This is a genomic window from Azospirillum sp. TSO22-1 (assembly GCF_003116015.1).
Taxonomy (GTDB): domain Bacteria; phylum Pseudomonadota; class Alphaproteobacteria; order Azospirillales; family Azospirillaceae; genus Azospirillum.
Window position 1 is genome coordinate 13,685 of sequence record NZ_LGQZ01000132.1, and the last position, 22,339, is coordinate 36,023.

Annotated in this window: 26 protein-coding genes; 16 read left to right on the forward strand and 10 right to left on the reverse strand. The window is 68.9% G+C overall.

The window, feature by feature from the left end; translation table 11 throughout:
- Positions 1–176: 176 nt before the first annotated feature.
- Positions 177–434, forward strand: a complete 258-nt coding sequence (locus TSO221_RS28480; protein WP_109121883.1) for a hypothetical protein — start codon at positions 177–179, stop codon at positions 432–434.
- 81 nt (positions 435–515) lie between these two features.
- Here the strand turns inward: TSO221_RS28480 and TSO221_RS28485 are convergent, their stop codons facing one another.
- The 5 genes from TSO221_RS28485 to TSO221_RS28505 form a co-directional block, all read right to left on the reverse strand.
- Positions 516–1,355 (reverse strand): NlpC/P60 family protein, encoded by an 840-nt coding sequence (locus TSO221_RS28485; RefSeq protein ID WP_109121884.1) that lies wholly within the window; start codon positions 1,353–1,355, stop codon positions 516–518.
- The gene (locus TSO221_RS28490; protein WP_109121885.1) at positions 1,352–1,786 is read right to left on the reverse strand and encodes a MarR family transcriptional regulator; all 435 of its coding nucleotides are present in this window, start codon (positions 1,784–1,786) and stop codon (positions 1,352–1,354) included. The genes TSO221_RS28485 and TSO221_RS28490 overlap by 4 nt, the downstream gene beginning before the upstream one ends.
- Positions 1,787–1,880: 94 nt before the next feature.
- Entirely contained in the window at positions 1,881–2,144 is a 264-nt protein-coding gene (locus tag TSO221_RS28495) for a DUF2442 domain-containing protein (protein ID WP_109121886.1), read from the reverse strand.
- Positions 2,119–2,517, reverse strand: coding sequence for a DUF4160 domain-containing protein (locus tag TSO221_RS36625; protein ID WP_247878308.1), 399 nt, complete (start codon positions 2,515–2,517; stop codon positions 2,119–2,121). The genes TSO221_RS28495 and TSO221_RS36625 overlap by 26 nt, the downstream gene beginning before the upstream one ends.
- A gap of 209 nt (positions 2,518–2,726) precedes the next feature.
- Entirely contained in the window at positions 2,727–4,109 is a 1,383-nt protein-coding gene (locus TSO221_RS28505) for a leucyl aminopeptidase family protein (protein ID WP_109121888.1), read from the reverse strand.
- A 112-nt stretch (positions 4,110–4,221) separates the two neighbouring features.
- Between TSO221_RS28505 and TSO221_RS28510 the strand changes: the two genes are divergently transcribed.
- Complete coding sequence (locus tag TSO221_RS28510) at positions 4,222–4,863, forward strand: glutathione S-transferase family protein (RefSeq protein WP_109121889.1); 642 nt, start codon at positions 4,222–4,224, stop codon at positions 4,861–4,863.
- Here the strand turns inward: TSO221_RS28510 and pdxY are convergent.
- Positions 4,860–5,720: a pyridoxal kinase PdxY gene (pdxY, locus tag TSO221_RS28515; protein WP_109121890.1), complete on the reverse strand. Its 861-nt coding sequence runs from the start codon at positions 5,718–5,720 to the stop codon at positions 4,860–4,862. The genes TSO221_RS28510 and pdxY overlap by 4 nt on opposite strands.
- A 218-nt stretch (positions 5,721–5,938) precedes the next feature.
- Between pdxY and TSO221_RS28520 the strand changes: the two genes are divergently transcribed.
- The 3 genes from TSO221_RS28520 (at position 5,939) to TSO221_RS28530 (ending at position 7,670) form a co-directional block, all read left to right on the forward strand.
- Complete coding sequence (locus tag TSO221_RS28520; RefSeq protein WP_109121891.1) at positions 5,939–6,331, forward strand: hypothetical protein; 393 nt, start codon at positions 5,939–5,941, stop codon at positions 6,329–6,331.
- Positions 6,332–6,405: 74 nt separating this feature from the next.
- Positions 6,406–7,290, forward strand: coding sequence for a CoA ester lyase (locus tag TSO221_RS28525; protein ID WP_109121892.1), 885 nt, complete (start codon positions 6,406–6,408; stop codon positions 7,288–7,290).
- A gap of 86 nt (positions 7,291–7,376) precedes the next feature.
- A complete protein-coding gene (locus tag TSO221_RS28530; protein ID WP_109121893.1) occupies positions 7,377–7,670 on the forward strand; it encodes a general stress protein in 294 nt (97 codons plus the stop codon).
- A gap of 60 nt (positions 7,671–7,730) precedes the next feature.
- On the opposite strand, the gene leuB is transcribed toward TSO221_RS28530, so the two are convergent.
- Entirely contained in the window at positions 7,731–8,846 is a 1,116-nt protein-coding gene (gene leuB, locus TSO221_RS28535) for a 3-isopropylmalate dehydrogenase (RefSeq protein WP_109121894.1), read from the reverse strand.
- A 41-nt stretch (positions 8,847–8,887) separates the two neighbouring features.
- Complete coding sequence (leuD, locus tag TSO221_RS28540; protein ID WP_109121895.1) at positions 8,888–9,499, reverse strand: 3-isopropylmalate dehydratase small subunit; 612 nt, start codon at positions 9,497–9,499, stop codon at positions 8,888–8,890.
- 443 nt (positions 9,500–9,942) lie between these two features.
- Here leuD and TSO221_RS28545 point away from each other — a divergent pair, with 443 nt between their 5' ends.
- From TSO221_RS28545 to TSO221_RS28560, 5 genes are all read left to right on the forward strand, one after another.
- Complete coding sequence (locus TSO221_RS28545; protein ID WP_109121896.1) at positions 9,943–11,628, forward strand: cache domain-containing protein; 1,686 nt, start codon at positions 9,943–9,945, stop codon at positions 11,626–11,628.
- Between the two features lie 308 nt (positions 11,629–11,936).
- The gene (locus TSO221_RS35695; protein ID WP_158284237.1) at positions 11,937–12,077 is read left to right on the forward strand and encodes a hypothetical protein; all 141 of its coding nucleotides are present in this window, start codon (positions 11,937–11,939) and stop codon (positions 12,075–12,077) included.
- Between the two features lie 168 nt (positions 12,078–12,245).
- Positions 12,246–13,838, forward strand: a complete 1,593-nt coding sequence (locus tag TSO221_RS36890; RefSeq protein WP_109121897.1) for a hypothetical protein — start codon at positions 12,246–12,248, stop codon at positions 13,836–13,838.
- Positions 13,839–14,027: 189 nt separating this feature from the next.
- Positions 14,028–15,044, forward strand: coding sequence for a glycosyltransferase family 2 protein (locus tag TSO221_RS28555; protein WP_109121898.1), 1,017 nt, complete (start codon positions 14,028–14,030; stop codon positions 15,042–15,044).
- Positions 15,041–15,472: a GtrA family protein gene (locus tag TSO221_RS28560; RefSeq protein WP_109121899.1), complete on the forward strand. Its 432-nt coding sequence runs from the start codon at positions 15,041–15,043 to the stop codon at positions 15,470–15,472. The genes TSO221_RS28555 and TSO221_RS28560 overlap by 4 nt, the downstream gene beginning before the upstream one ends.
- On the opposite strand, the gene TSO221_RS28565 is transcribed toward TSO221_RS28560, so the two are convergent.
- A complete protein-coding gene (locus TSO221_RS28565) occupies positions 15,459–15,725 on the reverse strand; it encodes a DUF4242 domain-containing protein (RefSeq protein WP_109121900.1) in 267 nt (88 codons plus the stop codon). The genes TSO221_RS28560 and TSO221_RS28565 overlap by 14 nt on opposite strands.
- A gap of 174 nt (positions 15,726–15,899) precedes the next feature.
- On the opposite strand from TSO221_RS28565, the gene dapF reads away from it, so the two are divergent.
- The 6 genes from dapF to TSO221_RS28595 all read left to right on the forward strand — a co-directional run bounded on the left by dapF (position 15,900) and on the right by TSO221_RS28595 (position 21,509).
- Positions 15,900–16,733 (forward strand): diaminopimelate epimerase, encoded by an 834-nt coding sequence (gene dapF / locus TSO221_RS28570; RefSeq protein WP_109121901.1) that lies wholly within the window; start codon positions 15,900–15,902, stop codon positions 16,731–16,733.
- Positions 16,733–16,993: a DUF4160 domain-containing protein gene (locus TSO221_RS28575; RefSeq protein ID WP_109121902.1), complete on the forward strand. Its 261-nt coding sequence runs from the start codon at positions 16,733–16,735 to the stop codon at positions 16,991–16,993. The genes dapF and TSO221_RS28575 overlap by 1 nt, the downstream gene beginning before the upstream one ends.
- A gap of 4 nt (positions 16,994–16,997) precedes the next feature.
- A complete protein-coding gene (locus TSO221_RS28580; protein ID WP_109121903.1) occupies positions 16,998–17,279 on the forward strand; it encodes a DUF2442 domain-containing protein in 282 nt (93 codons plus the stop codon).
- The gene (gene mtaB, locus TSO221_RS28585) at positions 17,269–18,537 is read left to right on the forward strand and encodes a tRNA (N(6)-L-threonylcarbamoyladenosine(37)-C(2))-methylthiotransferase MtaB (protein WP_109121904.1); all 1,269 of its coding nucleotides are present in this window, start codon (positions 17,269–17,271) and stop codon (positions 18,535–18,537) included. Before TSO221_RS28580 ends, mtaB begins: the two co-directional genes overlap by 11 nt.
- A gap of 15 nt (positions 18,538–18,552) precedes the next feature.
- Positions 18,553–19,752, forward strand: coding sequence for a signal recognition particle-docking protein FtsY (gene ftsY / locus TSO221_RS28590; protein ID WP_199229665.1), 1,200 nt, complete (start codon positions 18,553–18,555; stop codon positions 19,750–19,752).
- 224 nt (positions 19,753–19,976) lie between these two features.
- Positions 19,977–21,509: an AMP nucleosidase gene (locus TSO221_RS28595; RefSeq protein ID WP_109121905.1), complete on the forward strand. Its 1,533-nt coding sequence runs from the start codon at positions 19,977–19,979 to the stop codon at positions 21,507–21,509.
- 9 nt (positions 21,510–21,518) lie between these two features.
- On the opposite strand, the gene TSO221_RS28600 is transcribed toward TSO221_RS28595, so the two are convergent.
- A partial coding sequence (locus TSO221_RS28600) for a c-type cytochrome (protein ID WP_109121906.1) occupies positions 21,519–22,339 on the reverse strand: 821 nt, incomplete at its 5' end.

Here is a 22,339-nt window from a genome sequence, read left to right on the forward strand (position 1 = left end):
CCCGAGCGTTCGGGGAGGGGCTTTGGTTATAAGACGGCCACAGCGCTACGACTTTGATGAAATGTCCTTTCATCGCTTTGAAATAAAAGTCCTACCTATACGGCCATATTGTGAAAAGGCTGCCTCTCCTGTATAAGAGAGCACCGTCCGAAAGGGCGGATGGAGGAGGCGCCGCGATGTTGCACACAGTAGCCGAGCCGTCCGAACAAAACATCCAATCGATCCTGGGCATGGAACGCCGGCTGGAGCGCGATGAGCGCCACGGCGAAGACACGACGATCGCCCGCATTATACTTATGCGGCATTATGCCGCATACGCGCGGACCATGGTGCAGAAGACCGGCGGCAGCGTCACCGAGATGAGCACGCTGACCGACCGCGACAACGTGGTGCCGCTCGGCAGGGCCGACGGGCACTGCCCGTCCTTCGACTGATCAACGAAGTCCCGGCACACCGCACGGGCCGGCCGCCGCACGACGCGGGGCCGGCCCGTGCGTTGCCTTGAACCCGCGAGGTTACAGCCGGCGCACCGCGCTGATGCCGCCGGCGCGCGCCGCCACGTCGTCGAGCGGCTCGACGGTGACGGTCATGGTGTAGGCGGTGGCGTGCAGCAGCCGCTCGCCGTCGAGCATCAGCCCGACATGGCCGGGGAAGAACACCAGGTCGCCGCGGCGGTACTCCACCCCCGTTCCGTCGGCGGAGAGGAGCGCGCCGACCTCGTCGCGCTGCATGTCGCTGTCGCGCGGGCACGGAAGGCCGGCGCGCAGCAGGCCCAGTTGCGCCAACCCCGAACAGTCGATGCCCAGCGGCGTCCGCCCGCCCCACAGGTACGGCACACCGAACAGCCGCTCGGCGGTCGCCACCGGGTCGGGTTCCAGCGCGTCGGGGGCGGAGAGGTGCTTGCCGTACAGCCAGCCGCCGCCGGCCAGTTCGCCATAGCCGTTCACCGTGCGCAGCACGGTCACCGGCGCACCCAGCGGGATGGCGTCGCGCGGCGGAGTCTTCAGGTCCGGCTCGGGAAACAGGAAGCTGCGCACCGCGGTGACGACGTGCGTCGGTTCGAACAGCTCCGGCGACAGCGACTGCGTGCGCGTCCAGCCGACGTACCCGTCGGTGCCGCACTGGCCCCATGACCAGCCGTCCTTCGTGTCGTAGACGGTGAAGGTCTCGCCGAACAGCAGTTGCGAGGTGTGGCGGGCTTTGGCGTCGGGCTCGCCGCGCAGGCCGGCGACGCCGCTGCGCACGCGGTACGGCACGCCCTCGACGAAGCGCTCGGCCTCCACGGTGCCCTTCAGGTGGGCGGCGGCAAGATCGGCGCGGTACGGGTGACGGCGCGGGTCGGGCGCGGCGCTCATGCGTCCGCCGGCGCCTTGACGCGCAGTTCGGCCTCCAGCCGCGCCTTGGCGGCGGCGGCCAGTTCCTCCTCGGCCTTGACGGTCGCCATGTCCTCGGGCGCCACGGCGCCGGCCTGGATCACCAGTTCGGCGAAATCGGAGAGGAAGACGGAGCCCTTGACGGTGCGCTGGACCAGCACGTTGCGCTTATCCTCGGTGTCGCGCTTGCGCTTGGCGAAGCCCAGCAGCGACAGGCGGTCGAGGGCGCGGGTGACGGCCGGCTTGGAGATGTTCAGCGTGCCAGCCAGCCCGCGCACGGTGTGCGGCGGGTCGGTCAGGTAGACCTGCAGCATGATGGCCATCTGGCGGGCCGACAGGTCCGGCCCGTCCTGCCGGACGCTGGCCACCAGCGCCGTGCGCCACAACCCGAGCGCCTTGAGGTTCCGCGCCATACCCGATCCCCCGACGGAAAGCGCTGCGAGTTTGCCCAAGCCCGTGCCAACCCGCAAGCGTTTCGCAGCCGGATTGATAGACGCGTGCGAAGGATCAGGCGGCGGACCGGGGCGCGGGAGCGCCGCGCAGCAATCCCTCGGTCGAGAGGTCCTCGTCGATGTCCGGCCAGTGGATGCCGTAGCCGCCGCCAGCGAGTTCCCAGTTGCGCCGCTGCTCTGGCGTGGCGTCGAACAGGCGTGGGTACCAAGCGAGCGGAACGGCGATGCTGCGGCCGTCCATCAGGTCCACCGTCAGCCGGTCGTCATCGACCGACACCGCCTTGACGCGGAGGTCAACCTTGGGTGCCAAAGAAGCCATGCCACTCCTCCAGGAGCTTCTCGCGGCGCCCGCGCACGATCCGCAGCACCTCGGTCAGCTCGTGTGCCGAATAGCCCATATTAACCGCGACCTGCACCGGGGTCAGCCACACTTTCGCGGAGGCACCGCTACGGTCCACGTGGACATGCGCGGGCTCATTCGGTTCGTGGCTGTAGAAGTAGAAGCGGAAACCGTCTTGGCGATGGACGGTGGGCATGGCGTCGTCCTCCAAAGGAGGAAATAAAACAATCACACCAAAGCCAACGCAATCAAGATGAAATGATTCCGTAAGTTTTGGCTCAGCCAAAATCTCCATCCAGCGAAATTGGCGGTTTTGAATTTTCGACAAAATAAAAAATTCGCTCTCTGGCAAAGTCTATGTTTCACGAGACGTTAGCGCCAGAGGAAGCCAACTTGTTTTCGCCAATGGTGAAATTACGCAATCGTAGTTTGGAAGCTAGCCATTACAATGGTCTGACGCCGTGTAGGAAAAATCTCCGAACCACTGACTGTCCCCAAAGGCTCGTGGCCTTTGGCGGGGAGTGCGAGGGGCAACGCCCCTCGCCCGCGCAACGCTCTCCCTTACCTCTTCCCGAACCGCTTCTCGATCAGCGCGTACACCGCGCGCATGCCCAGCGCCTCGCCACCCTCCGGCCGGCCCGGCCGGGCGGAGCCGTTCCAGGCGTAGGTGTCGAGGTGCGCCCAAGGCGTCTCCTTCGACACGAAGCTCTCCATGAACAGCGCCGCGGTGATTGCCCCGGCGAAGCCGTGGCTGGTGACGTTGTTGAGGTCGGCGATCTTGCTCTCCAGGCCCTTGCGGTAGCCCTGCCAGAGCGGCAGGCGCCACATCGGGTCGCAGGAGTCCTCCGACGCGGCGAGCAGGTCGGACGCGAGATCCTCGTTGTTGGCGAACAGCGCCGGCAGGTCGGTGCCGAGCGCCACGCGCGCCGCCCCGGTCAGCGTGGCGAAGTCGATGAGGAGCGCCGGCTTCTCGGAATCGGCCTCGGCCAGCGCATCGCAGAGGATCAGGCGGCCCTCGGCGTCGGTGTTGCCGACCTCGACGCTCAACCCCTTGCGGGTCTTCAGGATGTCCTGCGGCTTGAAGGCGTTGCCGGAGATGACGTTCTCCACCGCCGGGATCAGCACGCGCAGGCGCACCGGCAGGCCGGCCATCATCACCATGCGCGCCACGCCCAGCGCGTGCGCCGCGCCGCCCATGTCCTTCTTCATGATCAGCATGGCGCTGGACGGCTTGATGTCGAGGCCGCCGCTGTCGAAGCACACGCCCTTGCCGACCAGCGTCACCTTCGGGTCGTCGCGGCGGCCCCAGGTGATGTCGATGAGGCGCGGCTCGCGCGGGGAGGCGCGGCCGACGGCGTGGACGGCCGGGTAGTTCTTCTTCAGCAGGTCGTCGCCGGCGGTGATCTTGACGGTAGCCTCGAACTCCTCGGCCAGTTCCTTGGCGGCCTTGGCGAGCTCGGTCGGGCCCATGTCGGCGGCGGGGGTGTTGACGAGGTCGCGCACCAGCCAGGTGGCGGAGGCAGCGCGCTCGACGTCGCCGCGGTCGGCGGCCTTCGGCCAGACCAGCTGAGCGAACTCCTTCTCCGATTTCTTGTAGCGGGTGAAGACGTAGCTCCCCAGCGTCCAGGCCAGCGCGGCACGGGTGGCGGCGCGCCCGTCCAGATCCGCGTCGATGCGGTAGGAGCCGGGCGGTAGCGAGCCCGGAAGCCCGGCGAACGCCCAGAGATCCTCCACCGCCGACACGCCGACCAGCACGCGGCCGAGCCGGCCGTCGTCGCCGGGCAGCAGCGCGGTCGCGCCGGAGTCGGCGGAGAAGTTCACGGCCTTCACCCAGGCGGCGGTGGCCGGCGGCTGCGACTCCAGCCAGCCGGGCAGTTCGGCCTTGGTCAGCGGGGTGACGGGAACGGTGTCGGCGGCGGCCTTGGCGCGCAGCGTGGCGATCAACGCGGGTCGTCCTTGCTGGTGAAACGGAAGGCGAAAGGATGGCGCGCCGCGCGCCCTTGCGCAATCCCCGCTTCCCGGCGACAGTCGAGCCGGAGCTTTCGGAGACACGGGCATGGCGGACCTCACCCTGGTCATCGGCAACAAGGCGTACTCGTCCTGGTCGCTGCGGCCGTGGTTGGCGCTGAAACACATCGGCGTGCCGTTCGCCGAGGTTCTGGTGCCGCTGCGCCAGCCGGACAGCCGGGCGCGCATCCTCGCGCACTCGCCGTCCGGCAAGGTGCCGCTGCTGCGCCACGGGGAGCGGGCGATCTGGGACTCGCTGGCGATCTGCGAGTATCTGGCGGAGAGTTTCCCCGACGCCCGCCTGTGGCCGGACGACGCGTACACCCGCGCCGTGGCGCGGTCGGTGTCGGCGGAGATGCACTCGGGCTTCGTGTCGCTGCGCACCACCATGCCGATGGACCTGAAGCGCAACGCTCCCGGCGAGGGCCGCAGCGAGGAGACGCTGGCCGACATTGCCCGCATCGCCGCGATCTGGCGCGACGCGCGGGAGCGGTTCGGTGCGGATGGGCCGTACCTGTTCGGCCGTTTCTCCATCGCCGACTGCCTGTACGCGCCCGTGGTGACGCGGTTCGAGACGTACGGGGTGGAGTTGGACGAGGTCGGACGCGCGTACGCCGACGCGATCCTGGCCCTGCCGGCGCTGCGCGCGTGGACCGAAGCGGCGCGGGCGGAGCCCTGGGTGCTGTTCTAGCGAACCCGCTCCGCCGCGAAGACCTCGGATGGCCTGACCAGCTCGTCCTGCGCCGGGATCAGCGCCAGCTCGCGGGTGCCGAGGCGCCGCGTCTCCTGGAACACCGCGTAGATCGCCGAGGCCGCCTGCGCCAGCGCCTGCGCGGCGTCGGCGGTCTTCAGCCAATGCGCGAGGAACAGCGCCGCCACCGCGTCGCCGGCGCCGTTCGGCGGCGGGTCGAGCGGCAGGCGCGGCGTGCTCACCACCCAGGTGCCCTCGGCGGTATCGACCAGCATCTCGATGCGGTCGGCGGGGGCGTCGGCGCGGATCAGGCTGGTAACCAGCACCAGCTTCGGCCCCGTGGCGCGCAACGCCGCCGCGGCGTCCAGCGCGTCGGCCATGCTGGCGATGGTGCGGTCGGTCAGGTATTCCAGCTCGAACTGGTTGGGCGTGACGATATCGGCGGCGGGGACGGCGTGCGCCTTCATGAATTCCGGGATGCCCGGCCGCACGAAGAAGCCGCGGCCGACATCGCCCATGACCGGATCGCAGCAGTACACCGCCTGCGGGCTGGCCGACTTGACCCGCGCCGCGGCGCCCACCACCACCTGCCCCAGCGCAGCGTCCCCCATGTAGCCGGACAGCACCGCCACGCAGGACGGCAGCACGCCGCGCGCGTCGATGCCGTCGAGGACGTCGGCGATGTGCTCCGGCGTGAAGACCTGCCCGGTCCAGGCGCCGTAGCCGGTGTGGTTGGAGAACTGCACCGTGTTTACCGCCACGGCGTCGTAGCCCAACCGCTGCAGGGGAAACACGGCCGCCCGGTTACCGACATATCCGTAGGCGACGTGGGACTGGATGGAGATGACCGTCTTCATGGCGGCAAAGCCTAAGGCATGACCGGGCGCGCGCCAAGCGTTCAATCCGTGGCGTCCGGCCGGTTCGCGGATACGCTTTCATGGCAAAGGGATCTTGCGGATTTCCCCACATTTCAGAACCGACATTGAGCTTGTCCGCAAGAAACCAAATAGCTCTTTGTGCAGAAACAATCGCCGTCTACTTTCCCTCTGTCCGACGAATTCCCGAGGTCTCGACGATGGCGATCGAATTCATCCGCATGAAGCTGTGGCTGAACGACGGCAGCACGGTTTTGCTGTCGGGATCCGCGGTGCTGCACCCGGACGGCGCCATGGACCTGTTCGGCGACGCCGCCGGATACGGCCACGAGATCGCCGCGGCGGTCGAGCGGTTCGATGTCGAGTCCCCGATGGCAGAGCAGCGCCTGCTGGTCGAGCCGCTGCCGCGCGGCAGCGTTCGCTTCGACAAGGTGCGCTGGGGCACCACCGATTCGCTGACGCCGGTGACCCTCGTCCCCGGCCGCGCCGCCACCATCGCGCCGGGCGCGCCGCCGGCGGTGAAGGACGCGCTGCGCGCCGACCTCGCCAGCTTCCGCGCCGTGCGCGCCGCCGCCCTGCCGCTCGCCGCCTGACGCCTTAAGGCCGTGGACACCCGGTGCGCCCTGCGGGTAAGCAGGGACGCGAGACGAACCGGGGAGATTCCGCCATGGCCACGACCGCCCGCCCGCGCCGCAGCGTCCTCTACATGCCGGGATCGAACGCCCGCGCGCTGGAGAAGGGGCGCACGCTGCCGGCCGACGGCCTGATCCTCGACCTGGAAGACGCCGTGGCGCCCGACGCCAAGGCGGAAGCGCGCGCCAACATCGCCGCGGCGCTGGCCGCCGGCGGTTACGGGGGGCGTGAGATCGTGGTGCGCGTCAACGGCCTCGCCACCCCCTGGGGGTACGAGGACCTCGTGATGGCCGCCACCAGCGGAGCCGACGCCGTGCTGCTGCCCAAGGTGGAGAGCGCCGACGCCGTCCGCCAAGCCGAGGCGGTGCTGCGCGCCGCCGGCTCGCCCGAGGGGCAACGGATCTGGTGCATGATGGAAACGCCGCTCGGCATGCTGAACGCCAGGGAGATCGCCGGGGCGTCGGCGAAGCTTGGCGGGCTGGTGATGGGCACCTCCGACCTCGCCAAGGACCTGCACGCCGCGCACACCCGCGACCGGCTGCCGATGATCACCAGCCTCGGCCTGTGCCTGCTGGCGGCGCGCGCCCACGGCCTCGCCATCCTCGACGGCGTGCACCTGGACCTCAACGACGACGAGGGATTCGCGGACTCCTGCCGGCAGGGCCGCGACCTGGGCTTCGACGGCAAGACGCTGATCCACCCCAAGACCATCGCTGCCGCCAACGAGGCCTTCGCGCCGGGCGCCGATGAGATCACCTACTCCCGCCGCATCATCGCCGCGCACGCCGAGGCCGCGGCGGCGGGTAAGGGCGTGGTGGTGGTGGACGGCAAGCTGGTGGAGAACCTGCACGTCGAGAACGCCCGCCGTCTGGTGGCGCTGGCCGAGGCCATCGCCGCGCTGGAATCCGCGGCAGCCTGACCGGGAGCGGGGAATCCGCCGGGTTGCCTGGAACCAACTTTGCCGTCCCTGGTTTGTGGGCTGAAGGCAGAGTTGGAGGTTTCACGATGGCTTCGAAGGACGGCGGGCGGACATCGAACCGCGGGTTCGCTTCCATGGACCGTGACCGGCAGCGCCAGATCGCCAGCAAAGGCGGCGAAAGCGTGCCGGCCGACAAGCGCAGCTTCTCGAAAAACCCGGAACTCGCCGCCGAGGCGGGCCGCAAGGGCGGGCGCAGCGTGCCGGCGCAGGCGCGCAGCTTCTCGAAGAACCCTTCGCTCGCCGCCGAAGCCGGGCGCAAGGGCGGGCAGGCCAGTCATGGCGGCCGGGGGGCGCGGGTCGAGGCGGCCGGCGACGACTGATCCAAAAGAAAAAGCCCCTCTCCGGCGGAGAGGGGCTTTCTCGTAAACCGCGATCGACCGTTACGACGACAGCTTGTCCAGCTCGCGCAGGATCGAGTCGCCCATCACCGTGGTCGAGCAGCGGGCCATGCCCGGCGCCATGATGTCGGCGGTGCGCATGCCGCCGGCCAGCACGTTCTGCACGGCCTTCTCCAGCGTCTTCGCGTCGTCGTCCAGGTTGAACGAGTAGCGCAGCGCCATCGCGAACGACAGCAGCGTCGCGCACGGGTTGGCGAGGTCCTTGCCGGCGATGTCCGGGGCCGAGCCGTGCACCGGCTCGTACAGCGCCTTGCGGTTGCCGTTGGCGTCCGCCGCGCCCAGCGAGGCCGAGGGCAGCATGCCCAGCGAGCCGGTCATCATCGCCGCCTCGTCCGACAGGATGTCGCCGAACAGGTTGTCGGTGACGATGACGTCGAACTGCTTCGGGTTCTTCAAGAGCTGCATGGCGCCGTTGTCGGCGTACATGTGCTCCAGCGTCACGTCCGAGTACTGCTCCTGGTGCAGCTTGGTCACCTCCTGCCGCCACAGCAGGCCGGACTCCATGACGTTCGCCTTCTCCATGGAGTGGACCTTGTTGCTGCGCTTGCGCGCCAGCTCGAAGGCCACGGACGCCACGCGGCGGATCTCGGAGGTGGTGTAGACCTGGGTGTTGACGCCGCGGCGCTCGCCGTTCGGCAGGTCCTCGATGCCGCGCGGCTCACCGAAGTACACGCCGCCCGTCAGCTCGCGGACGATCATGATGTCCAGGCCCTTGATGATCTCGGGCTTGAGCGTCGAGGCGTCGACCAGCGCGTCGAACACCGTGGCCGGACGCAGGTTGGCGAACAGGCCCAGCTCCTTGCGCAGGCGCAGCAGGCCGGCTTCCGGGCGCTTCATGTAGTCGGAGGGGTTGTCCCACTTCGGGCCGCCGACGGCGCCCAGCATCACCGCGTCCGCCGCCAGCGCGTCGGCCAGCGTCGCGTCGGTCAGCGGGGTGCCGTGCGCGTCGATGGCCGCACCGCCGACCAGACCCTCGGTCACGTCGAAGGTGACCTTGCGCTTGCGGTCCATCCAGTCGATGACCCGGCGCACCTGACGCATCACCTCGGGGCCGATGCCGTCACCGGGCAGGAACAGGAGCTTCTTGTTGGCGGGCATCGGGTACTCTCCCCTTCTCTACGGTTCGTCTCTTGATTTGATCAGAGGGCCAGCCACGGCTGGCCGCCGCGGATCTTGGCCTCGAAGGCGTCGATCGCCGGCGCCTGCTGCAGCGTCAGGCCGATGTCGTCCAGGCCGTTCAGCAGGCAGTGCTTGCGGAACGGATCGACCTCGAAGCTGAGCTTGCCGCCGTCCGGGCCGGTGATCTCCTGCTTCTCCAGGTCCACCGTCACCACCGCGTTGGAACCGCGCGAGGCGTCGTCCAGCAGCAGGTCCACCTGTTCCTTCGGCAGCGTGATCGGCAGGATGCCGTTCTTGAAGCAGTTGTTGTAGAAGATGTCGGCGAAGCTCGGCGCGATGATGCAGCGGATGCCGAAGTCGGCCAGCGCCCACGGCGCGTGCTCGCGCGACGAGCCGCAGCCGAAGTTGTCGCCCGCCACCAGGATCTTGGCGCTGCGGTAGGCCGGCTTGTTGAGGACGAAGCTGTCGACCTCCTGGCCGTCGGGGGTGTAGCGCATCTCGTCGAAGAGGTGCTTGCCCAGGCCGGTCCGCTTGATCGTCTTCAGGAACTGCTTGGGGATGATCATATCGGTGTCGATGTTGATCATCGGCATCGGTGCGGCAACGCCGGTGAGAACCGTGAACTTTTCCATAGCCAAAACCCATCGCGCGCGTGGCCGGCCGGAGGCGCCGGCAAGAGCCCGGTGAATAGCAGACCAAGGACCGCGACGCCAGAGGCAGGTGCACGCTTTCCGCATGGCGGTTGATGGCCCTGAACATACGCCACCGCATAACATGGCCCCAGCCGGCGTCCACATCCACCGCGCGACGCGCAAGTCGTACCCATTCCTGGAAGATGACCCACCGTCAAGCCGAACCCGCGGTGAAAAGCATACACTATGCCGCTTCGCGCAGACATCTGCCGAAAGCGCATAAAAAGCCGCCTCAATTGCGCAAGCTCGACTTAGCCAAGACTTGGCCGAGACTTGACAAAACGTCGCACCCCACATTGCGGCCTTGCTTAACCGCGAAGTAATATATCAGACAGGATGCTTCCTGGCGCCCTTCCCGCGCCCATTTCCCAGTGGAGAGTCCCATGCGTGGATCAAGCCTTCGGATCGGGGGCAAGCTGCTCCTGTTGCCGGCGGTGGCGTTGGCCGCGCTCGCCGTCTTCGGTTTTGTCGCCGTGGCCGAGATCCGCTCGACCATGCTGCAGGAGGACAAGGCCAAGGTGAAGGCGCTGGTGGAGACCGCGGTCACCATCGTGCAGGATCTGGAAGCACGCGCCGCCAAGGGCGAGATGCCGCTCGAGCAGGCCCAGGCGCAGGCGAAGGGCGCGCTGCGCGCCATCCGTTTCGAGGGCAGCGAATACTTCTTCGCCTACACCCGCGACGGCGTGGTGGTGGCGCACGGCGCCAAGCCGGAGCTGGAAGGCAAGGACCTGCGCGACCTGAAAGGCCCCAACGGCCAGTTCATGATCCGCGACCTTCTGGCCGCCGCCGGCCGCGGCGGCGACTTCGTGGAGTTCCTGTGGGCCAAGGCCGGCTCCGACGTGCCGGTGCCGAAGATCGGCTATGCCAAGTTCACCAACGGCTGGAACTGGATGCTGGGCACCGGCATCTACGTGGACAACGTGCAGGCCGCCTTCCGCGAGCGCGCGCTGGAGGCCGGCGCCACCGTGCTGGCCTTGGGTTTCGTGGCGTTCGGCGCCGCCGTCCTGCTCGGTCGCAGCATCGCCCGGCCAATCACCCGGCTGGCCGGCATCATGCATCAGGTGGCCGACGGCGACCTCTCCGCCGCCGTGCCGGACGCGGCCCGCCGCGACGAGGTCGGCGAGATGGCCCGCGCCGTCGACGTCTTCAAGGAGCGCGCCCGCGAGAACGCCGAACTGCACGCCGAGCAGGAGCGGCTGAAGGCCGCGGCCGAGGCCGAGCGCAAGGCGACGCTGGCGCGGCTGGCCGACGCGTTCGAGACGTCGGTTCGGCACGTGGTGGACACCGTGGCCTCCGCGGCGGCCGAGATGCAGGCCTCCGCCGGCACCCTGTCCTCCACCGCGGAGGCGACCTCGCGGCAGGCCGTCGTCGTCGCCGGCGCCGCCGAGCAGGCGTCGTCGAGCGTCAACACGGTGGCCGGGGCGGCGGAGGAACTGTCTGCCTCAATCCGCTCCATCGGCCAGCAGGTCGAGCAGTCCACCCGCATCACCGCCACCGCGGTCGCCGAGGCGCGCCAGACCAACGAGCTGATGGCCGGCCTGGCCGAGGCGGCGCACCAGGTGGGCGACGTGGTCAAGCTGATCTCCGACATCGCGTCGCAGACCAACCTGCTGGCGCTGAACGCCACCATCGAGGCGGCGCGGGCCGGCGAGGCGGGCAAGGGCTTCGCCGTGGTGGCGAACGAGGTCAAGCACCTCGCCAACCAGACGGCTCAGGCGACCGGCGACATCCAGACCAAGATCGGCGACATCCAGACGACCACCGACCGCGCGGTAACGGCGATCCGTGCGGTGGGCGAGACCATCTCGGGCGTCGACCGCATCGCGACCTCCATCGCCGGCGCCATCGAGCAGCAGGGCGCGGCGACGCGCGACATCGCCACCAACGTCCAGCAGGCCGCCGGCGGCACGCGCGCGGTGTCGGACACCATCGTCGGCGTCAACCAGGCCGCCTCGGAGACCGGTGCCGCCGCCTCCCAGATGCTCGGCGCCGCCGGCAGCCTGTCGCAGGAGGCCGAACGGCTGCGCGGCGAGGTTCTCGCCTTCCTGGAGCGCATCCGGGCGGCGTGAGCCGCGTTGCTCTCCCCTGCGTCATGCCCGGGCTTGTCCCGGGCATCCACGGGCCCGAACGTCTACAGAAATCCGAGTGCGTGGATGGCCAGGACAAGCCCGGCCATGACGGTATTGGGGCGTTCACGCCATCCCACGCTCACACCTATGACTATCGCCATACGCCACTCCTTGCACCCCGCCGACTGTTCGCTGCGGAAACCATTGGGGGAGCCGTAATTTTCCGGTCTTGCTGGGTTGCGGTCTTTGCGCATATGGCATTTGGTATACCAACCTATACTCTCCTCATCAGCCAATGGAGAGACATCATGACGACCACGACCTTCTCGCACAGCGCCCACATCGCCCCGTCGGCTCATGGCCTGCAAGCCGTCCGTGAGTTCCTGGCGGCGTGGTTCCAGGCGACCCCGGCCTACTTCGTCTATCAGGCTCTGTCCCACCGCGGGTAAGTTCTGGGACGCCAGATACCATTAAGACCGAAAAACGGGCTGCGCAGGGCGCGGCCCGTTTTCGTTTCCGCTTGGCGGCGGACACGCGCATCCGCGCCGGCAGGGCCTTGAAGCCCCGCGCCGCCTCGCGTACCAACGGCGCGACGCCAACCGCCCCGGCCCGCCCCCATGCCGATTCTGCCGACCTCCGACCGCCGCGCGCGCCTGATCGCCGCCGCCTTCCTGGTGCTCGCCCCGCTGGCCTACGGCGCGCTGGGGGTGTCGCTGGACATGGACGCCAATTGGGACCTGCGGAACTACCACTGGTACAACGCTTACGCATTCCTGACCGGCCGCATTGGCATCGACCTGCTGCCGGCGCAGATGCCCAGCTTCTACAACCCGATCCTCGACCTGCCTTTCTACTGGCTGGCCACCGCATTTCCGGCGCCGGTCGCCGGCTTTGTGTGGAGTGCCGTCCAGGGCCTGAACCTGCCGCTGCTGTTCGGCCTTGCCATGGCCAGCCTGAGCGTCGGCACGGAGATGCGGCGCACGCTGCTGGCGGCGGCGCTGGCGGCGATGGGCGGGCTCGGCGGCGGCACGCTGGGGCTGCTGGGCACGACGTTCCAGGACAACGTGGTCAGCCTGGGCGTGCTGGGCGCCGCGCTGGTGGTGGTCAGCGGGCTGCCGCGGCTGCTCGACGGGCCGGCCGGCTGGGCCTTCGCGCGGGTGGCGGCCGGCGGCGTGCTGGCCGGGGCGGCGATGGGGGCGAAGAACCCGACGGTGATCTTCGCGGTCGGGCTGTGCCTCGCCTTCCTGGTGCTGCCGGCGCGGCCCTGGCGGCGGCTGTGGCTGGCCTTCTTCTTCGGGATCGGCGTGCTGGCCGGGCTGGCGGCGACCGGCGGCTTCTGGATGGTCCACCTGTGGCAGAGCTACGGCAACCCGATCTTCCCGCACATGAATCACGTCTTCAAATCGCCGCTCGCCGCCATCTCCGACTACCGCAACTATTCCTTCCTGCCGGCCGATCCGGTGGAGCGGGTGTTCTTCCCCTTCTATTTCCTGCGCGACCCGATCAAGGTCGGCGAGGTGGCGTGGTTCGACCTGCGGGTGCCGCTGCTGTTCGCGCTGGTGCCGCTGGCCGGTCTGGCGGCGCTGGTGCGGCGGCCGGCGCAGGCGGTCGCCGTTCCCGGCGCGGCGCGCTACCTGCTGACTGCGCTGGCGGTGACCTACGCGCTGTGGGTCTACATGTTCTGCGTCTACCGCTATCTGGTGCCGGTGGAGATGCTGGCGCCGCTGGCCGTCGTGCTGGCGGCCGGAAGACTGCCGATGCCGGTCAAGGTGCGGATGGGCGCCGCGACCGCCCTGCTGGTGCTGGTGCAGGCGACCATGCAGCCGGCTGACTGGGGCCGTGTGAACTGGAGCCGCCAGTGGGTGCAGGCCGACGTGCCGTCCATCGAGGATCCGGACCACACCATGCTGCTGATGGGCGGCTACTGGGCGATTTCGCACGTGGTGCCGCTATTCCCGCCGCAGATGCCGGTGGTGCGCATCCAGTCCAACTTCCTGCAGCCGGATTCTGTCGGCAACGGCATGCGCGCGGTGCTGGAGCGCCGGGTGGCCGAGCACAAAGGCGCGTTCCTGATGCTCAGCACCATCCCCGATACGCCCGGTGCCGCCAAGGCCGCCGCGCTGATGGGCCTGACGCTCGACCCGCAGGGCTGCCGCCCGGTGCCCAACAATCTGGGCGAGACGCTCAACCTCTGCCCGGTGCGCCGCTAAGCCGCCGGTGGCAGCGAAGGTGCGTTCGGAGAATGTTGAACGGCGTACCCCGGCTGCACGCGGGACGGGCCGCTGGAAGGGGCGGTTGCAGGACATCACGGGCGTCCGCGCGTGATCGCATTTCGACAGTGGAATAGCGGGGAGCAGATGGTGTTTATTCCGGAGACTCCACTGAAGCCGCCACAGGCCATGCCCGCCACGACCCTCACCCGCACCCCGGCCGCCGCCTCCGCTCCCTCCGAGGCGGCGCAGCCCGCGCCGCTGCCATGCTCCGTCGCCGTGCTGATCCCCTGCTACAACGAGGAAGCGGCCATCGGCAAGGTGGTGGAGGACTTCCGCGCCGCGCTGCCCGACGCCACCGTCTACGTCTACGACAACAACTCCGCCGACCGCACCATCGAGGTGGCGAAGGCCGCCGGCGCGGTGGTGCGCACGGAGCCCCTGCAGGGCAAGGGCAACGTCATGCGCCGGATGTTCTCGGACATCGAGGCGGACGTCTACGTCCTGGTGGACGGCGACGACACCTACCACGCCCCCAGCGCGCCGCTGATGGTCAGGCGCCTGTGGGAAGAGCAGCTGGACATGGTCAACGGCGCGCGGGTGACCGACATCGTCGCCGCCTACCGCCCCGGCCACCGCTTCGGCAACAGGCTGCTGACCGGCCTGGTGGCGGAGGTGTTCGGCCACCGCATCCACGACATGCTCAGCGGCTACCGGGTGTTCTCGCGCCGCTTCGTCAAGAGCTTCCCGGCGCTGGCCTCCGGCTTCGAGACGGAGACCGAACTGACGGTGCACGCGCTGGAGCTGCGCATGCCCATCGCCGAGGTGAAGACCCCCTACAAGGACCGGCCCGAGGGCTCGGTCAGCAAGCTGCGCACCTACCGCGACGGCTTCCGCATCCTCAAGACCATCCTGGTCCTGGTGAAGGAGGAACGGCCGCTGCCGTTCTTCGCCACCGTCTTCGGGGTGCTGGCGGCGGTCTCGCTGATGCTGGTGGTGCCGGTCTTCCTGACCTACTTCCAGACAGGACTGGTGCCCCGCCTGCCCACCGCGGTGCTGGCGACCGGCACCATGGTGCTGGCCTTCCTCAGCCTGACCTGCGGCCTGATCCTCGACACCGTGACGCACGGCCGCAAGGAGATGAAGCGCCTGCGCTATCTCTCCATCCCCGCGCCGAATTGCGCGCCGCCGAAGAGCGAGAAATGATCGACCTCGCGGTGAGGCTGCTCGACAGCCGGCTCGGCCGGCTGGGGGTGCAGTTCGGCAAGTTCGGGATGGTCGGCGTCGTCGGGCTGGTGGTCGATACGGCGGTGCTCTACCTCGGCCTGTGGGCGGGGCTGGAGTTCTTCGCCGCCCGCATCCCCTCCTTCTTCGCCGCGGCGACGACGACCTGGGCGCTGAACCGCGCCTTCACCTTCCGGCACGCCGACCACGCGCCGCTGCACCGCCAGTGGGCCGCCTTCATCGCCGCCAACGCGGTGGGCGGCGTGGTGAACTACACGGTGTCGGTGGTGCTGGAGGCGGGGGTGGACGTGTTCGACGCCTATCCGTTCCTGGCCGTCGCCGCCGGCGCCATCGCCGGCATGTTCTTCAACTTCGCCGCCTCCAAGCGCCTGGTGTTCAAGGGGGCGTGAGGTCCATCGCCTCGACGACGCGGGTGTAGGGCAGCCCGGCGGTGTCGTTCAGCCGCCGCACCGCGTCCGCGTCGTCGGCGTCGAACAGGCACTCGCAACGGCCCTCGCTCGGCACGAACATGCTGCGGATGTAGCGCACCCGCGTGCCCTCGGCGCTCATGTCGCGGGCGGTGTCGATGGCCCGCCGCTGTGCCGCCGCGAGGTCGTCCATGCCGATGCCCTTGAGGTCCCGTTCGGCCATGTAGACGGTCATGATGCCCTCCCTGGACAATGTCCCGGGCCAGTTTCGCACGCGGGCCGGCGCCGCGGCGGTGGGCATCGGAGGAGCACCCCCGACCCGGGGGCATAGCGCCCTGCCCGTTCGGACGGGGCCGGCAGCGTGGCCGCCCATGGACTCGGGAGGCCGGGTCGCCATATAACGGCGGTCATGATGCGCGACTTCCTGAAGATGCACGGGCTCGGCAACGACTTCGTCGTGATCGACGCCCGCAACGAGACCTACGCCCCGTCCGAGGCGGAGGTGCGGGCCATTTCCAACCGCAGGACCGGTGTGGGCTGCGATCAGTTCATCGTCGTCGAGCCGGCGCAGGACCCGCGCGCCTCCGCGTTCATGCGCATCCGCAACGCCGACGGCGGCGAGGTGGGGGCGTGCGGCAACGCGTCGCGCTGCGTCGGTTGGCTGCTGATGGAGGAGACCGGCGCCGATCGCGTCATCTTCCAGACCGCCGCCGGCCTGCTGGAGGCATCGCGCGCCGGCGACGGGCTGATCACCGTCGACATGGGTCCGGCCAACCTGGAATGGACCGCCATCCCGCTGGCGCAGCCTGCCGACACGCTGCACCTGCCGATCGAACAGGGCGGAGTGTCGGATCCGGTCGCCGTCAATATGGGCAACCCGCACGCGGTGTACTTCGTACCCGACGCCGAGGCGGTGGACGTCGCCGGGATCGGCCCCGGCCTGGAGCGCCACCCGCTGTTCCCCGAGCGCACCAACGTCGAGTTCGCCACCGTCGTCGCCCCGAACCGCATCCGCATGCGGGTGTGGGAGCGCGGTGCCGGCGTCACCCAGGCTTGCGGTACCGGCGCCTGCGCCACCGCCGTGGCGGCGGCGCGCCGCGGCCTCACGGGCCGCAAGGCCGACGTGGTGCTGGACGGCGGCACCCTGACTATCGAGTGGCGCGAGGACGGCCACGTGCTGATGACCGGCCCGGTCGCCGTGAGCTTTACCGGACGGCTGGCGCCCGAACTGGCCGCGGTGTGATGCCTGAGATAAGCCGTTTCTTCGGCATCATCATCGCGATGTATTATAACGATCACGCTCCGCCTCACTTTCATGCCCGCTATGGAGCGCAGAAGGCGGTGATCGATATTGAAACGTTGGCGGTTATCGAGGGAGCGTTGTCGCCGCGCGCCCTCGGCATGGTGACGGAGTGGGCGGCACAGCATCGGGACGAGTTGCGCGAGGATTGGCGGCTGGCGCGTCAGCATGACACGCTGAAGGCCATCGCTCCGCTGGAGTAAGGGTATGTTGAAGGACATTGTCGACGTGCAGCCGTTGGACGGCTATCGCCTGCGCCTCCGCTTCGAGGATGGCGCGGAGGGCGAACTCGACATGACGGAGATGCTGTCGTTCGAAGGCGTCTTCGCGCCGTTGCGCGAGCGGGCGGCGTTCGCCGCGGTGCGTGTCGATCCCGATCTCGGCACCATTGTCTGGCCGAACGGCGCCGACGTCGATCCATGCGTGCTGTATTCGAAGATTACCGGGGCTCCGCTGCCCGGCCAGGAGCGTCCGCGCCATGCCGGATGACGTGAAGATGCCCGCCAAGACGCCGGAGATCGTCACCTTCGGCTGCCGCCTGAACACCTACGAGTCCGAGGTGATGCGCTCCCACGCCCGCAACGCGGGGCTGGAGAACGTCGTCATCGTCAACACCTGCGCCGTCACCTCGGAAGCCGAGCGGCAGGCGCGGCAGACCATCCGCAAGCTCAAGCGCGAGAACCCGGACGCCCGCATCGTCGTCACCGGCTGCGCCGCGCAGATCGCCCCGGCCAAGTACGCCGAGATGCCGGAGGTCGACCAGGTCCTCGGCAACCAGGAGAAGCTGCAGCCCGAAAGCTGGGGCCTGCCCTCGGCCGAGAAGGTGCTGGTCAACGACATCATGTCGGTGAAGGAGACCGCCGGCCACCTGATCGGCGGCTTCGAGGACCGGGCGCGCGCCTTCGTCCAGGTGCAGCAGGGCTGCGACCACCGCTGCACCTTCTGCATCATCCCCTACGGCCGCGGCCCCTCGCGCTCCGTGCCCATCGGCGCGGTGGTCGAGCAGGTGCAGGCCCTGGTGGCCGCCGGCTACACCGAGGTGGTGCTGTCCGGAGTCGACGTCACCAGCTACGGCCCCGACCTGCCGGGCAGCCCGACGCTGGGGCAGATGATCCGCCGGCTGCTGGCCATGGTGCCGGAGCTGCCGCGGCTGCGCCTCTCCTCGCTCGACTGCATCGAGATCGACGACGACCTCTGGCGCCTGATCGAGACCGAGCCGCGGCTGATGCCGCACCTGCACTTGTCGCTGCAGGCCGGCGACGACCTGATCCTCAAGCGCATGAAGCGCCGGCACAGCCGCGCCGACGCCGTCGCCTTCTGCGCCAAGGTGCGCGAACGCCGTCCGGACTTCGTCTTCGGCGCCGACTTCATCGCCGGCTTCCCCACCGAGGACGAGGCGATGTTCGAGAACACGCTGCGCCTCGTCGAGGAATGCGGGCTGACCTGGCTGCACGTCTTCCCCTACTCGCCCCGTCCCGGCACCCCGGCGGCGAAGATGCCGCAGGACAACAGCCGCTTCCGCAAGGATCGCGCCGCCCGCCTGCGCGCCGCCGGCGACTCGGCGGTGGCGCGCTACCTGGACTCCCAGGTCGGCCGCACCGCCACCGTGCTGGTGGAGAAGGACGACCTCGGCCGCACCGAGCACTTCGCCGAGATCCGCCTGGGCCGGACCTACCCGCCCGGCACGCTGGTGCGCACGCACATCGACGGCATCGACGGCGGCGTGCTGCGCGGCACCCCCCTCTAAGACTTCGGATACCCCATGATCCTGCGTTGGTTCGGCCGCAAGAAGCCCGAGGAAGAGACCGTCAAGGACGTGCCGCCGGCTCCGGAGCCCGAGGTTGCGGCTGAGGAAGCCCCGCACCCGGTCCCCGAGGTGGTCGAGGGCGCGCAGCTTCCCGAGGAACTGCCCCCGGCGCTCGCCGTCGAGACGGTTCCACCCCCACCGCTGGCCGAACCGGCCCCCGACGATGCCGAGTTCACACCCGAGCACCACGCGGCCGAGCGGGAGTCCGCCCATACCATCTCCGAGGAGCCGCCCAAGAAGGGCTGGCTGGCCCGGCTGAAGGAAGGGCTGTCCAAGTCCTCCTCCAAGCTGACCGACGGCATCACCGGCATCTTCACCAAGCGCAAGCTCGACGACGAGGCGCTGGAGGAGTTGGAGGAGCTGCTGATCACCGCCGACCTCGGCCCCGTCACCGCCGCCAAGATGACGGCCGAGTTGGCACGCACCCGCTTCGGCAAGGAGGTCGGCCCGGATGAGGTCAAGGCGACGCTGGCGGCCGAGGTGGCGAAGATCGTCGGCCCGGTGGCGCAGCCGCTGACCATCGACATGGGCCTGAAACCGCACGTCATCCTGCTGGTCGGCGTCAACGGCACCGGCAAGACGACGACCATCGGCAAGCTGGCCCGCCAGTTCCGCGACGAGGGCAAGAGCGTGATGCTGGCCGCCGGCGACACCTTCCGCGCCGCGGCCGTGAGCCAGCTGAAGATCTGGGGCGAGCGCACCGGCTGTGCCGTGGTCGCCCGCGAGACCGGCGCGGACGCCGCCGGCCTCGCCTACGACGCGCTGGAGCGGGCGCGGGCTGAGAAGGTGGACGTGCTGCTGATCGACACGGCCGGCCGCCTGCAGAACAAGACCGGCCTGATGGACGAGTTGCGCAAGATCGTCCGCGTCATCAAGAAGGTGGACGAGACCGCCCCGCACACCACGCTGCTGACGCTGGATGCCACCACCGGCCAGAACGCGCACAGCCAGGTCGAGGTGTTCCGCGACATGGTCAACGTGTCGGGGCTGATCCTCACCAAGCTGGACGGCTCGGCGCGCGGCGGCGTGCTGGTCTCGCTGGCGGAGAAGTTCAAGCTGCCGGTGCACGCCATCGGTATCGGCGAGGGCGTCTACGACCTGCGGCCCTTCGACGCCGACGCCTTCGCCAAGTCGCTGATGGGGATCCAGTCGTAACGGGGAACAACAAGCTTCACACGGATTTCACGGATTTGGGCACGGATTACACGGATTTTCTTTGGTCGTGCACAACACACGGCTTGCGGAACTTCCAGGACGTCGCAAGCATCAAAAAAGATCCGTGAAATCCGTGCCTCAATCCGTGAAATCCGTGTAGACCGGGTTGTCCCCCAGCCGCGCCGAACGTTGCCACCCCTCCTCCCATAGCCTATGTGAAGGACATGACGTCCTTCACGACCGCCCCCTCGCCCATCCCGCCGGGTCTCGCCGGCTCCTTCACCGACGCCGACGCGGCACTGGCCTGCGTGCGCGACCTGTGGGAGCGCAACACCGCCTACCTGCGTGACCGCTTCGCCGCCTTCGCCCGCGGCGAGGAGTTCGACGGGCTGGTGTGGGCCTGCTACCCCTATGTCAGGCTGGTGACCGGGACCGCCGCCGTTGTGGACACGCGCCTGGCCTACGGCTTCGTCGAGGGGGTGGGCGAGCACAGCACCACCGTCACCCGCCCCGACCTGTTCGACCGCTATTACCGGGAGCAGTTCGGCCTGCTGCTGAAGAACCACGGGGTTCCGCTGGAGATCGGCGTCAGCACCGAGGCGATCCCCATCCACTTCGCCTTCCCGAACGGCATGTACGTGGAAGGCGGCCTGACGCCCGAGCGGCTGGCCCGCCTGCCCGACCTGTTCGAGCTGCCCGACCTCGCCAACATGGACGACACCATCGTCAACGGCACCTACGAGGCGGGCATCGACGACGTCAAGCCGCTGGCGCTGTTCACCGCGCCGCGCGTGGACTTCTCGCTGCACCGGCTGCGCCACTACACGGCGACGGCGCCCGAGGATTTCCAGAACTTCGTGCTGTTCACCAACTACCAGTTCTACGTGGACGAGTTCATCCGGCTGGCGCACGAGATCATGACGCCGACCGACGACCCGCAACTGGCCGAGTACCGCCGGCAGTACGACCGCTTCGTCGAGCCGTGGGACATCGTCACCACCAACCGCAACCTCGTTCCGGACGCCGATCCGGCCGAGCTGACCGCGCAGAACCGCCGCACCCGGGCGCCGCAGATGCCCGCCTACCACCTGACCCGGCCGGACGGCAACGGCATCACGCTGGTCAACATCGGCGTCGGCCCGTCGAACGCCAAGACCATCACCGACCACATCGCCGTGCTGCGCCCGCACGCCTGGATCATGCTGGGCCACTGCGCCGGCCTGCGCTCCACCCAGCGCCTGGGGGATTATGTGCTGGCGCACGGCTATGTGCGCGACGACCACGTGCTGGACGCCGATCTGCCGACCTGGGTGCCGGTGCCGGCGCTGGCCGAGGTGCAGCGGGCGCTGGAAGCGGCGGTGGAGCGCATCACCGGCCTGTCCGGCTATGCCCTGAAAAGCGTCATGCGCACCGGCACGGTGGCGACCATCGACAACCGCAACTGGGAACTGCGCGATCACCGCGAGCCGCTGATGCGCTTCAGCCAGAGCCGTGCCATCGCGCTGGACATGGAATCCGCCACCATCGCTGCCAACGGTTTCCGCTTCCGGGTGCCGTACGGCACGCTGCTGTGCGTGTCGGACAAGCCGCTGCACGGCCAGCTGAAGCTGCCCGGCATGGCCGACCAGTTCTACCGCGAGCGCGTCGACCAGCACCTCAAGATCGGCCTGCTGGCCATGGAACTGCTGCGCGAGCACGGCATGGACACCCTCCATTCCCGCAAGCTGCGCAGCTTCGCCGAGGCGGCGTTCCAGTAGGAACGTCGGTTACGACGGGCTGAGGCTCGACAGGAAGGCCAGGATATCGTCGATCTCGCGGTCCGGGCGCTGGACGAACAGCAGGTCGATGTCGTCGTGCTTGCGCCGCCCCTTGCGGAAATCGGAGATCTGCTGGAACAGGTACTCGCTGTACTGCCCGGCCAGCGGCGGCTTCTTGACGCGGCCTTCGCCCGCCTTGCCGTGGCAGGACGCGCACAGCTCGGCGTAGAGCGCGCGGCCCTTGTCGGCGTCGCCGTCCCAGCGCTCGATGTGCAGGATCTTCTTGGCCGCCATCAGGCGGTCGAGGCCGTCGGCCGGCGCGTCGGTATCGTCCAGCTTGGTCTTCAGCTTGACGGTGGACAGGTAGCGGGTGATGTCGCGGATGTCGGTATCCGGCATCTCGCGGTCGTTGGCGAACGGGATCATCGGGATGTTCTCGCGCTCGCGCGACTTGAACTTGCGCAGCTGGTCGGCGAGGTAGTCGGCGTTCAACCCGGCCAGCCGCGGGTAGGTGCCCTTGCCGCCGCCCTGGCCGAACTCGCCGTGGCACGGCGCACAGGTGCGCATGACGTCCCTGGCGTTGTAGGCGTCGAACTCCTGCGGCGGCTCGACCGCGGCGACCTCGACGGGAGCCTCGGCGGCCGGCCCATCCTTCGACGGCAGCGCGGCCTTCTGCACCGCCACGGCCTTCACCGCGTTGATGCCGGCCTCCGGGTTGTCGAGCGCCAGCTTGTAGTCCACCGAGACATGGTGGAAGCGGGCGTTGGTGTGGTCGTCGTGGATGGCGAAGCCGATGGTGTAGGCCTTGCCCGGCTCGATGCTGATGTCGC

What these genes read in the sequence shown, in the direction of transcription:
- TSO221_RS28495 (WP_109121886.1), bottom strand. Translation starts at nt 2,144, where the DNA reads ATGGCTTCTTTGGCACCCAAGGTTGACCTCCGCGTCAAGGCGGTGTCG.
- TSO221_RS28565 (WP_109121900.1), bottom strand. Translation starts at nt 15,725, where the DNA reads ATGACCGTCTACATGGCCGAACGGGACCTCAAGGGCATCGGCATGGAC.
- TSO221_RS28490 (WP_109121885.1), bottom strand. Translation starts at nt 1,786, where the DNA reads ATGGCGCGGAACCTCAAGGCGCTCGGGTTGTGGCGCACGGCGCTGGTG.
- TSO221_RS28545 (WP_109121896.1), top strand. Translation starts at nt 9,943, where the DNA reads ATGCGTGGATCAAGCCTTCGGATCGGGGGCAAGCTGCTCCTGTTGCCG.
- mtaB (WP_109121904.1), top strand. Translation starts at nt 17,269, where the DNA reads ATGCCGGATGACGTGAAGATGCCCGCCAAGACGCCGGAGATCGTCACC.
- TSO221_RS28595 (WP_109121905.1), top strand. Translation starts at nt 19,977, where the DNA reads ATGACGTCCTTCACGACCGCCCCCTCGCCCATCCCGCCGGGTCTCGCC.
- dapF (WP_109121901.1), top strand. Translation starts at nt 15,900, where the DNA reads ATGATGCGCGACTTCCTGAAGATGCACGGGCTCGGCAACGACTTCGTC.
- TSO221_RS28485 (WP_109121884.1), bottom strand. Translation starts at nt 1,355, where the DNA reads ATGAGCGCCGCGCCCGACCCGCGCCGTCACCCGTACCGCGCCGATCTT.
- TSO221_RS35695 (WP_158284237.1), top strand. Translation starts at nt 11,937, where the DNA reads ATGACGACCACGACCTTCTCGCACAGCGCCCACATCGCCCCGTCGGCT.
- TSO221_RS28510 (WP_109121889.1), top strand. Translation starts at nt 4,222, where the DNA reads ATGGCGGACCTCACCCTGGTCATCGGCAACAAGGCGTACTCGTCCTGG.
- TSO221_RS28480 (WP_109121883.1), top strand. Translation starts at nt 177, where the DNA reads ATGTTGCACACAGTAGCCGAGCCGTCCGAACAAAACATCCAATCGATC.
- TSO221_RS28530 (WP_109121893.1), top strand. Translation starts at nt 7,377, where the DNA reads ATGGCTTCGAAGGACGGCGGGCGGACATCGAACCGCGGGTTCGCTTCC.
- TSO221_RS28520 (WP_109121891.1), top strand. Translation starts at nt 5,939, where the DNA reads ATGGCGATCGAATTCATCCGCATGAAGCTGTGGCTGAACGACGGCAGC.
- leuD (WP_109121895.1), bottom strand. Translation starts at nt 9,499, where the DNA reads ATGGAAAAGTTCACGGTTCTCACCGGCGTTGCCGCACCGATGCCGATG.
- TSO221_RS28555 (WP_109121898.1), top strand. Translation starts at nt 14,028, where the DNA reads ATGCCCGCCACGACCCTCACCCGCACCCCGGCCGCCGCCTCCGCTCCC.
- leuB (WP_109121894.1), bottom strand. Translation starts at nt 8,846, where the DNA reads ATGCCCGCCAACAAGAAGCTCCTGTTCCTGCCCGGTGACGGCATCGGC.
- TSO221_RS36890 (WP_109121897.1), top strand. Translation starts at nt 12,246, where the DNA reads ATGCCGATTCTGCCGACCTCCGACCGCCGCGCGCGCCTGATCGCCGCC.
- ftsY (WP_199229665.1), top strand. Translation starts at nt 18,553, where the DNA reads ATGATCCTGCGTTGGTTCGGCCGCAAGAAGCCCGAGGAAGAGACCGTC.
- pdxY (WP_109121890.1), bottom strand. Translation starts at nt 5,720, where the DNA reads ATGAAGACGGTCATCTCCATCCAGTCCCACGTCGCCTACGGATATGTC.
- TSO221_RS28525 (WP_109121892.1), top strand. Translation starts at nt 6,406, where the DNA reads ATGGCCACGACCGCCCGCCCGCGCCGCAGCGTCCTCTACATGCCGGGA.
- TSO221_RS28560 (WP_109121899.1), top strand. Translation starts at nt 15,041, where the DNA reads ATGATCGACCTCGCGGTGAGGCTGCTCGACAGCCGGCTCGGCCGGCTG.
- TSO221_RS28575 (WP_109121902.1), top strand. Translation starts at nt 16,733, where the DNA reads ATGCCTGAGATAAGCCGTTTCTTCGGCATCATCATCGCGATGTATTAT.
- TSO221_RS28580 (WP_109121903.1), top strand. Translation starts at nt 16,998, where the DNA reads ATGTTGAAGGACATTGTCGACGTGCAGCCGTTGGACGGCTATCGCCTG.